Raw genomic sequence first — 10,024 nt, 5'->3', positions numbered from 1 at the left:
CCACTGCTCCTCATTGGAGCGGAGCAGGAAATTGATGGGCTCGATCTCCAGGATCTTCAGGTAGCGGCCGTCCGTGGTTTCAACGATGCCGTTTCGCAGGTCTTTGATCGGGATGTAGTCCTGGACGAACTCCAGGCGCTCGGCCTGCCTTCCCCGGCCAGGCGGAGCCTTTCGCCCCCGGGTGTTTCCTGTGCGTGTCTGATGTGCCATAGTGATAACCTATCCTCCTGTAATGGAGCTGGCGACGCCGCATCCAGAACAGAACGATGTGTGTGGCAAATTGGAGCAGGGAATCGCCGCCGATCCCCATGAGCGCGAATACTCCCATCGGCAGCAGCGTCATGGTCATCACCACGACCTTTGCTGTGACCGGCAGGTGCATCCACATCAGTTCTGGGTAGCCCACAAGCAGAAGCAAAAACACAGCCTCTATCGTGTTGCGGGTCTCCAGCATACCGCCCAACAGCTTCCCGGAATCGGTGTAGTTGGGCGGGATCGTATAGACATTGCTGAACTCTCGGTCATCCACTTGCGCCGGCCTCCTCCACATCAAGCGCCGCCGGGACAAGGTCGCCCTCAAGGTCAACGTCGTTCCTGCGGCGGTACTGGGTCACATAATCGGGTGAGTTGAGGACCACCCCTGTTCCGCTGGCGCAGTGGACCCAGAGCTTATTTCCGTCGACGTCCTCGCCCGCATAGAGCAGGACATGATTGACCGGGACGGTGCCGGGCACCGCCATAAAGCCCAGGTCGCCGGGCAGCAGTTCCTCCTCGGTGATGGCGTGGGTGGCATCCCACTGGTTCCATGTCCCGTCGTAGAGGGTGACGCCAAGCGCCGTCTGATAGACCCATTCCGTGAACCCCGAGCAGTCCAGCCCGTAGGGGCGGATCGTTCCTGTGCTGCTGGAGCCGGCGGAAGTCACCAGCTTTGGCGTGTTCCACTCGCTGTTCCAGCCGGGGGCGCTTTTCCCACCCCAGAAATAAGGAACACGGCCCACCAGGGACAGGGCGCAGCGCATCAGCTCCTTCCGTTTGCCGCTGCAGTCCAGGCTGGCCAGGAACAGGTTCAGTTCCGCATCACTGATCGGCGGCACGCTCCCGTCGCTGGCGGTTCCGTACATGGTCATCTTCAGGGCATTGGACATATTGAGGATGGCCTCGCCATAGGTGATGCTGAATTGGTCATAGGTGGCGTCCACATCCACTCCGAAGGCATCCAGGATCACGGACTGGTCGAAGGGATGGATGGTGCAGACGACATATTCCACCGTCTCCATTTCCGGCTCCTCTTCCGATTCCGAATCACTGCCCTCCCCCGCCTCATCTGTATCTTCCCCGCTCTCTGCCGGGACCTGCGCCTCCTTTACCTCATAGGTCACGCGATACATCTGATCGGCCACCGCATTGAGTTTGCTCTGCAGATCCGCCTTTGTGGTGCCGCGCTGGCCCATGGACGCGGAGTAGGCCGCCAGGGCGTAGCAGGTGTCGTAGTCCGCGGATACGAGGGCGTTGTTGACCAGCGCCTCCATGGAAAGCTCATAGTCATAGCCGCCGTCCGCGATGATTTGATCTACCCTGGCCAGGGCGGCGTCATAGCCGGCCTGGATACAGTCTGACACCACGGCGGACAGGTCATCGAAGTTTGCGGACACCTCCGTCGGCCCGTTGGGATCGACGGTGGATGGATCTGTGTGGAAAATGTTGTTGAACACGATGGAGGGCAGGGACACCACCGCGATGATAATGAAGAGAAGGAACAGGCAGATAAAAATGAGGATCTTGAACAGAGTGTGCCGGAGCGACCAGGCGGCGGACAGAACGGCGCCCCAAGGGCCGCCGACTGCGGTGCCCGCCGCAATTCCTGACACCGCTTTGCCAGCCTCTACTCCTGCCTTCACCGTCGCTGCGGCCGCATTGGCCGCGGCCTCACCCGCAGCGGAGCCTGCAGCTCCAGCGGCGCCGGCGCCGCCGGCGGCGGAGCCAAACTGCCGCGCCGCCTCGGCGGCCTGCCGCATGCCTTGCAGGTAGTTGTCCTGTCCATCGCCGAAGCGCTGTTCTTCAGACAAGGGGATCACCTCGCTTCTGGTAAAAGAGGCGGGCGGACACGCCCGAGGATGGATGCGTCTGCCCGCAGATCAGGGTTTCTTCCGATTGGGTGGCTTGCGCTCCGTCACAGGCCGCTTTTGGGGCTGCGTGTGTCGGGACGGCGTTGATTTGTAGCGCATAGTTTCCACCGTCGTCGTCTGCAGCTTGTCGCCATCATAGACCGGCCTGCCGTCCTCATAGACGGGCCGGCGCTCCACAGCGGGCGTGCCGGGGATGGCGTACCACTGGCTGCCGCCGCTGTCTTCAAACACATGGTAGTCGCCGCGTGGCGCCTGATACATGGTCCGGTCGTAGAAAGCCGTTCCGGTGCCGTCCTCGTGGCGCACCTCCAGAATACCGTCGGCGGACCGGGAGCTGTCCACAGACACCACCGGCTGGTCGAAGCCAGGCATGAACTGGCCAAAGAGCGCCGCGTTGTACTGGGCAGATGGGCTCAGACCACCACCCGAAGGCGCCGGTGTCTCCGGCTCGAACTCCGGGACTGCGGCAGCCGGCGTCATCGCGTACCAGCTCAGGCCGTCCGCACCCTGGATAACCTCATGGGGCGCATCCGGCTCCTGGAAGTAGGCGCTGTTGTACCAAAGGCTGTTCCCGCCATCCGGGTAACTGGCCTCCAGAGTCCCTTCGTCCACCTGCCGCAGCAGGGTGCCGTCCGGTGCGCTGGGGAATGCCTCGGCGACCTGGGCCGCCTCGGACACATCGCCAGTAAAGGCGGGCGTGGCATAGAAGGCGCCCATGCCCTCTCCGGAGGCAACCTGATACCACTGACTCCCGTCGGCGGCCGTGACCACCGTGTGCGGCGTGCTTGGCGCCTCATGCTGGGCAGTACTGTATAGGTCTACCTTGGCCTGCCGCCCATCCGGCGCGGTGGCGGTGGTACTGATGTGCCCGCCGGTGATCTGGGTGCCGGAATAGGTCATATTGGCCGCGGCTCCCCCCGCCAGCTGGGGCATATAGCCCGGAATGCTGCGGTCGGCGATCTCTCCGCCGATGGTGCCGGAGACGTTGGGCGGCCGCGTGGCCACAGAGGATATGGAGTTTGGCGTCAGCGTGGCACCGTTGCGGGCCGCCATGCCGCCGAAAGCCCTGCCCACGAAGCCTACGCCGCCGCCCGCGCCCATCCGGCTCCCGCCGTCCACCACGGCATCGCGGACAAAGCTGTTGGGCCGGTATCGGTTCATGAAGCCGGACAGGATCCCGCCGGCGGCGACACCGCCGGCCGTTCCGGCAGCAGCAGCACCGGCGCCGCCCCGCGCTCCCCCTCCGAATACGGAAGCGGCATTCCCGCCTCCGCCTCTGGAGAAGCCGGTCAGCACCCGGGCAGCCATCAGCATCTCCATACCCATACTGCTGCCCGTCTGGGCCACAGACAGGCCAAGTGCCGCCAGATAGCTGTCGCATTTCTGGGCGATCTTCAGCAGCGCCAGGGCACAGAAGAGCCATAGAAAGATATTGCCCTGGCCATTGGTCAGCGCGCCGCCGTTGGCAATGAACTGGCCGACCGACGAGTTGAAGGCGCGCAGGAACCACACATTGAGCACCAGGAGCAGCAGCTGGGAGCCGACCATCCGGCACCAGCTCTGGAAGACCCGCGAGGTGGCTTTAGACGCGCCCATGGCGTAGGCAAGCGGCGAGGTATAGCAGAGAACGCCCACGAGTACATATCGCTCCACAGTTTCCAGGAGCAATTTGAAGTAGTTCCAGGCCAGGGCGATCATCAGGATAATCAAAAGGATCAGGCCGACCACCGTGGATACTGAGACGAGGGTGGTCAGCCCATTGGTGAGCGCCTGCTCGATCCCCGCGAAGGTAAAATCGCCGGGATCCAGCGTGGAGTCCATAAGCGCCGTGTACGGCGCCCGCGCGATGTCCAGGGCGAGGCTGAAGATGGGTTTTGCATAGGCGATTAAAAAGCCGAAAATCGCGCCCCGCGCCAGAATGGCAAAAGGGTTCTCCGTCTCCGCCAGCGGGCCGCTGAAGGCGCGGAAGATCTGCCAGACCGCCACCAGAAAGAGCAGCGCCCAGGCCGCGTACTGGATGATGGTGTAGGCACTGACAGCGAATGGGAAGTACTCCTCCATCGCGGTCATGTCCGTGCCCAGCGCCCCAATGAACACCCCGGAGATGGCATCCATGATCTGGGTCATCACGCTGGCCACCCAGGTCGCTATGCCCTCAAAGATCCAATCTAACATGGTTTCGTTTCCTCAACATGGATGGGGGCGGCACAGAGGCCGCCCCCATCATCGGTCGGTTGTGCTTAGTAGCCTGTCCGGGGCAGGGTCGGGACCGGGCCGCCGCGGTAGATGATGGTCACCCACCGGTCAGTCGCCTGGATCCACTGATTCCGCCACATACCGCCCACATCGCATTTGTTAGCAAAGCGGTATTCGTGGGGCAGGTCGGACAGGACATCACAATAAATATACGGAGTCTCCACCTGCCGGAAGCCGCCGGGGACACGGCCGAACAGGAAGGTGACCTGGGTCACATACTCGTTGGAGGCCAGCCCAAGCGCCGCCGGGGAGGCGTCCAGGGTATAGTTCTGCAAGGTGTTCAGATTGTCGGCCAGCACCCGCTGGGTGTTGGAGAGGTTGGTCTGGAACACGACTTTGTAGTTCAGCCGGGCCGAATAGGTGCCGGTGATGATCTTATCCAGCCGCACGGCATCGGTCGGCAGCGTGTCGCGCCAGTAGAAGCTGTCCAGCGGCACGGTGGAGTTGTTCCCAATATCCTTAAAGGTATAGCGAATCTCCTGGCCGGGCACGACTTCCGTGTAACCGCTCTTGCCGATGGACACATTGGTGTAGACGCTCTCGTTGAGGAACTCAATCTGAACGATCTGGCCTTCATGCTCCAGATATACTGTCACTTCTTCCTCGCTGACGGAGTAATACTGGGGACTGGACACTTCCTTCACGATATAGCGGCCCAGAGGCAGCGGCTTAGACACCGCAAGTCCCCTGCTGTTGCTCTCGATGGTATCCACAAGGGCATTGGCTTTGTTGTAGATCTCAAACACCGCGCCTTCCAGCGGAGTCCCGGCCGGGAAGCCGTTGATGGCATTGTCGTCCGCGGACTTCTTCCAGATCTGGATCTGGGCTGTGATAGGCGTGTTCTCCCACTCGATCTCGGTGGTAGCCCCGTCCCGGATATAGACGGTCTTCAGCTCATCATCCACCAGGTAGCCTTCGTTGTCCAACTCTCGGACATAGTAGCGCCCGCTGGAGAGTCCCTCAACATAGACATAGCCCCGGTCATCGCTGACGTATTCGCCGATGGGGTTTTTACTGCTGTCATACACCAAGAAATGCGCGCCATAGATCCCTTCTCCGGTGGTAGAATCAACCTTATGGATGAGAAGACCGCTGAACGCCTCATTCTCAATGCGGATAGAGGTGGTCTTGCCGTTTTCAACCTCGAAATAATGCGGCGTATCGTCTAAGCGATACCCCTCCCCTGCCTCGATCTCAACGGCGTAGTAGGCGCCGTTCTCAAGAGCGCAGAACACACGGCCATTTTTATCCGTCGTGACGGTGTCGATCAGTTCATTGTCGATCTTTCTGATTTCAAAGGTCGTGTTCGGGATCCGCTTGCTGGTTCGGTTGGCATCAACCTTCAGGATCTCCACGCCGCCGATGGGCTGGTTGTAGAAGGTCAAAGTCTGGGTATCTTCCGGGTTGACCACTACCGTCTGGCTCTGGCTGGCCGGGTCGATAGTATACCCCTCAATGGTTTTTGTCTCCTTGACCACGATGGTGCCTGTGACGCCGGAGATCCTGATTTCACCGTTCTCATTGGTCGTGTAGAGGCCCTTGCTGGAAAGGTGCCCGTTGGCGTCGTCCACATAGCCCCCGTCCGCATAGGTCAGTTCAAACTCCACCCCGGCCAGCGGCTCATGGGTTTCGGAGTCCAGTTTCCGGATGACGAGAGTGCCCTGCTTGCTGTTGTAAAACCGGAGGATCTGCACCTCGCCGGCCTTGATTTTAATCGACTTCGGGGCGCCGTCCAGGACGTAGCCCTCCAGCGTTTTGATCTCCCGGGCGGTGACAGTGGTACCGGGCTCCAGATCGTCGATCACGATTCGGCCCGCCTCGTCAGTGATATATTCGCCGTTGGATGGACCGACCACCGCGCCGGAGCTGTCGGTCACCAGGAAGGTAACGCCCTCCAGAGGCGTAGTAGTGCCTTCGATGTACTTCTCAATGACGAGGGTCGTCGAGGGGGTATTGGTAAAGTAGAGCGTCTGTGTGTCGTTGGGATTGACCTGGACGGTCTGCGTCTGATGGGCCGGGTCGATGGTGTAGCCGGGGATGGTCTCCACCTCCGTCACCACCAGGGTACCCACCACCCCGTCGATCTGGATCTTGCCGTCCTTGTCCGTCTTGTAGAGGCCATTACTTGAAATGTAGCCGTTCTCGTCGGGGACAAATTCGCCGGTAGAAGTAGTGACCTTGAACGTTACTCCCTCCAACGGCTCCCCTGTCAAAGAATCCCGCTTGTCGATGACCAGGGACCCGGCCTTGGAATTGGTAATGACCACCGTCTGGGTGTCACCGCCCTCCCCAATGACCACATTGGTGGAGGGGGCGTCCATCACATAGCCGGACGGGCTGCGGATCTCAGAAATGACGTATGCGCCCGGGGCCAGGTTGGTGATGCGGATTTCTCCATTGCTGTCGGTCGTAAAAATACCGTTCTGGGTGAGGGTGGAATCACCGATTACCCCATCCAAGCCCACCTCGCAGCCGGCGGCGGTTGTAACTCTGAACTCCGCACCGGGGAGGGGCTGCTTTGTGGCGCTGTCCCGTTTCTGGATGATCAGCTCGCCCTTGGGCTGGTTCTTAAAGGTTAATGTGACAGTTCTGCCCTCTTTAATCTGCACCGTCTGACTCTGTGTGTCGATGATATAGCCCGGCGGCGCGGAGACCTCCGTGACGATGACGCTCTTGCCGGGGGCCAGACCCTCAATTCGGATCTCACCGTTTTCATCTGTCCTAAAAATGCCGTTGCTGTCGCCGATGAGGGTGCCGTCCGCATAGGTGACTTTGAACTCGGCATTGGGCAGGGTAACGCTGGGGTTGGTGGCGCAGACCTTGCGGACGAGCAAAATCCCGTCCGGTATATTCTGGAACCTCACGGTGATTACGGACTGCTCGCCGCTGTCGGCCAGGTAGACCGTCTCAGAGGACTGGATAATGCTGTATCCATCCGCCGGATCCACTTCTTCCAAAATATAGGTGCCCGCGGTGAGGCCGGTCCAGATGGCGGTGCCGTTTTGCCCGGTCACTTTCTGCCCGATGATGGTTCCTCCGGTGCCCGAGGTACCACCCAAAAATCTCAGTTGGAAGGTGGCCCCGGCCAGAGCCTCGCCGGTGACGCTGTCATATTTCTCCACAATGATGGCGTTGAGAGGCACATTCTCAAAGGTCACGGTCCTGCTCTCGCCGCCGTGGAGGATGACTGTCTGGCGGGTGGGCTCCTTCAACTGGAACCCAGGGGCAGGCTCAACTTCCTCGATGGTAAACTCGCCGGGGTACAGTCGCTGGCCCTGCTCGTGGAGCTTGATCTCGCCGTTGGCATCGGTGACGATCTCGCCATAGTCGATGGTGGCAGGTGCATCCGCGGCTTCGCCATTGCTGGCATAGGTCACGTGAAAACGCGCCCCCTCAACAGGAGCGCCTGTAATACTGTCCACCTTATAAATGGTGAGTTCCGGGGCCTTGTGGTCCTTGAACGTCACCTCTTTATCATCGCCGGCATTGAGCGTGATCGTCTGCTCCCGGTCTGCGTCCTTATCGGGGAGGTAGTAGGGGGCCGGGACGGACAGCTCTGTGATTTTGTATGTGCCCGGCTGAACCCGCAGGGTGACGGTGCCGTCCTGGCCGGTGGTCACGTCATGCTGATAATCACCGTCAATTGCCTCAATCCGGAACACGGTGCCGGGTATCGGGGTGGTGGAGTCCGCAGCGTCTACTTTAGCGATGGTGAGTTGGGGCTGCTTGAGGTTATCAAAAATCAGCTGACGGTTGTCGCCAGGGCCCAGCCAGATGGTTTGGGTCGGCTCTGCTGCCACTACATAGGGGTCCGGTACGGAGATCTCAGTCACCTCATAACTATCAACAGGGAGACCAGTCAGGGCGGCTGTCCCATCCGGCCCGGTGGTCACGTCTATGTGGTAGCCATGGTGGATGCCCTTGACCTCGAACACCGCGCCGGGAACCACTTCCCCGGTCTGCCCGTCCCGCTTGAGGATGGTGAGGGTCGGAAGCATCTGATCCACCGCCGTGACGGTTACGGTGCCGCCTCCGTCCACAGTGGCCTGATCCACATGGGCGATGACCGGCTGCTGCAGTTTGGCATACGGGGCCGGGACAGATACCTCGAAAAAGGCGTACATCCCCTCGGTGACATTGGGAACGATGATGCTGCCGTCCGCGTCGGTGGCCTCCGTGGCAATCACCTGGGCGTCTTTGACCACATTGAACACGGCGCCCTCGATGGGGTTGTCTGAGTCGTCCAGCTTGATCAGCTGAACTTTGACCTTGGCGTCGTTTTCAAAAATCAAATCGACATCATGCTTGCCGTCCCAGTAGAACTCCTGGCGGACCTTGTCAGGATCACTGCTCGTGGTGTACCCATTCGGCGGGGTCACCTCAGACGCGACAAAAGAACCAATAGGCATGGCATCCCAAGGCACGTCCTCCAGGTAGCCCCCTGCGCCGGTGATGTACGTGCCCACGAACTCATTGTCCACGCCCTCGATCTTGATGACCGCGCCCGCCAGACCTTTGGTGGGATCGTCGGCATCGACTTTGCGGATGCTGCCTTCGCCCGTGCGGATAGGGGTGTCAGTGAAGGTCACAGTTGCTGTCGTTTCACCAGTAGCGCTGGGCAGAACGACATACTGAGGGCCGGCATTGTCGATTTGGTAATTATCCGGCGGATCCAGTTCCGTCACAGAGTAAGTCGAGGCCTCCAGATTGGTGAGCGTCACAGTTCCATCACTTCCGGTGACGACTTCCTGGCTAAAAGTGCCGTTGGCATTCTGCACCAGGAACCGGGCGCCGGGGAGCGCAAGATTGGGATTGGTCGCATCCACCTTTTTGACGGTCATCTGGTACCGCTCCCGTGTGACGGTCAAGTCACCAATGATGATGCTCTGAACATCATAGGCCGGATGCTGGGCGGAGCCGGGGCCGGCGTAGTCGTACTCGTAGACTTTACAGTCGCCCCAGACGCCCTGGGCTCCCAGATCCAAAATATACTGCGCCCGGTCGCGCAGAGTGGTCCCGTCTACAACGTCGTCAATACTGGTGTAGTTGGTGTGCTCCAGATTGTTATAAACGTATAGCAGCTCCTCGGCGCAGGCAGCTACCGGATCGGAGAAGAGATTCTCCTGATAGCGCCACACCACCGCCTGCACCCAGGCGTTCATGGTCCAGGTATAGTCGCTGCTCCAGACCTCGTCCACCCCCAGGGCGCGGGCCTGGTCCGTGAAGATCCCGCGGCTGTGGGCATAGAAATACGCCAGCATGGTCTTCACGGTGGGGTCGGTAATTTCCCTGGGATTGTTCCATTCATGCCCCTCAAGTGACCAGCCCATGCCGCCTCCGTGATCGGCACAAAATCCCATGACGGTGTCACCGTTGTAGTCGAATTTCATCTGGTGCAGCCAACAGGTGCTAAGGGCAGCAGACTCATAATAGACACCGTTATGCGTGCAATCCTCCATAACGATGGTATTCGGGCCGGCCGCGAAAGCGGTGCTGGGCAGGAGTCCGAGCATGCAGATCAGCGCCAGCAGGATACAAACGAGGCGCTTTTGCGCAGCAGGAAATTGTTTCAGTTTTTCCATGCAGATAAACTCCTTTTCTCGAAAATTGTGTAAGAAAAAAGCCTCCCAGCTGCTGCTGGA

The 10,024-nt window shown here is 60.2% G+C and carries 4 protein-coding genes; all 4 read right to left on the bottom strand.

Annotated features, from left to right (window positions below; genetic code table 11):
• Positions 1-79: 79 nt before the first annotated feature.
• Positions 80-529, bottom strand: coding sequence for a hypothetical protein (locus B5F19_RS17890; RefSeq protein ID WP_242963917.1), 450 nt, complete (start codon positions 527-529; stop codon positions 80-82).
• Entirely contained in the window at positions 522-2,075 is a 1,554-nt protein-coding gene (locus B5F19_RS04220) for an NlpC/P60 family protein (protein ID WP_087288322.1), read from the bottom strand. The genes B5F19_RS17890 and B5F19_RS04220 overlap by 8 nt, the downstream gene beginning before the upstream one ends.
• A gap of 60 nt (positions 2,076-2,135) precedes the next feature.
• On the bottom strand, positions 2,136-4,301 hold the full coding sequence (locus B5F19_RS04215) for a hypothetical protein (protein WP_087288320.1): 2,166 nt from the start codon (positions 4,299-4,301) through the stop codon (positions 2,136-2,138).
• Between the two features lie 65 nt (positions 4,302-4,366).
• Positions 4,367-9,964, bottom strand: a complete 5,598-nt coding sequence (locus B5F19_RS04210) for a SpaA isopeptide-forming pilin-related protein (RefSeq protein WP_087288318.1) — start codon at positions 9,962-9,964, stop codon at positions 4,367-4,369.
• Positions 9,965-10,024 lie beyond the last annotated feature (60 nt).

It is taken from the genome of Pseudoflavonifractor sp. An184 (genome assembly GCF_002160305.1).
Classification (GTDB): domain Bacteria; phylum Bacillota; class Clostridia; order Oscillospirales; family Oscillospiraceae; genus Lawsonibacter; species Lawsonibacter pullicola.
Note: the sequence above shows the minus strand (reverse complement) of the source record. Positions and strands in the feature narration are given on the sequence as shown.

Bases quoted from the DNA above. Each gene is read 5' to 3' on its own strand.
- B5F19_RS04215 (WP_087288320.1), bottom strand. From the start codon at position 4,301: ATGTTAGATTGGATCTTTGAGGGCATAGCGACCTGGGTGGCCAGCGTG.
- B5F19_RS04210 (WP_087288318.1), bottom strand. From the start codon at position 9,964: ATGGAAAAACTGAAACAATTTCCTGCTGCGCAAAAGCGCCTCGTTTGT.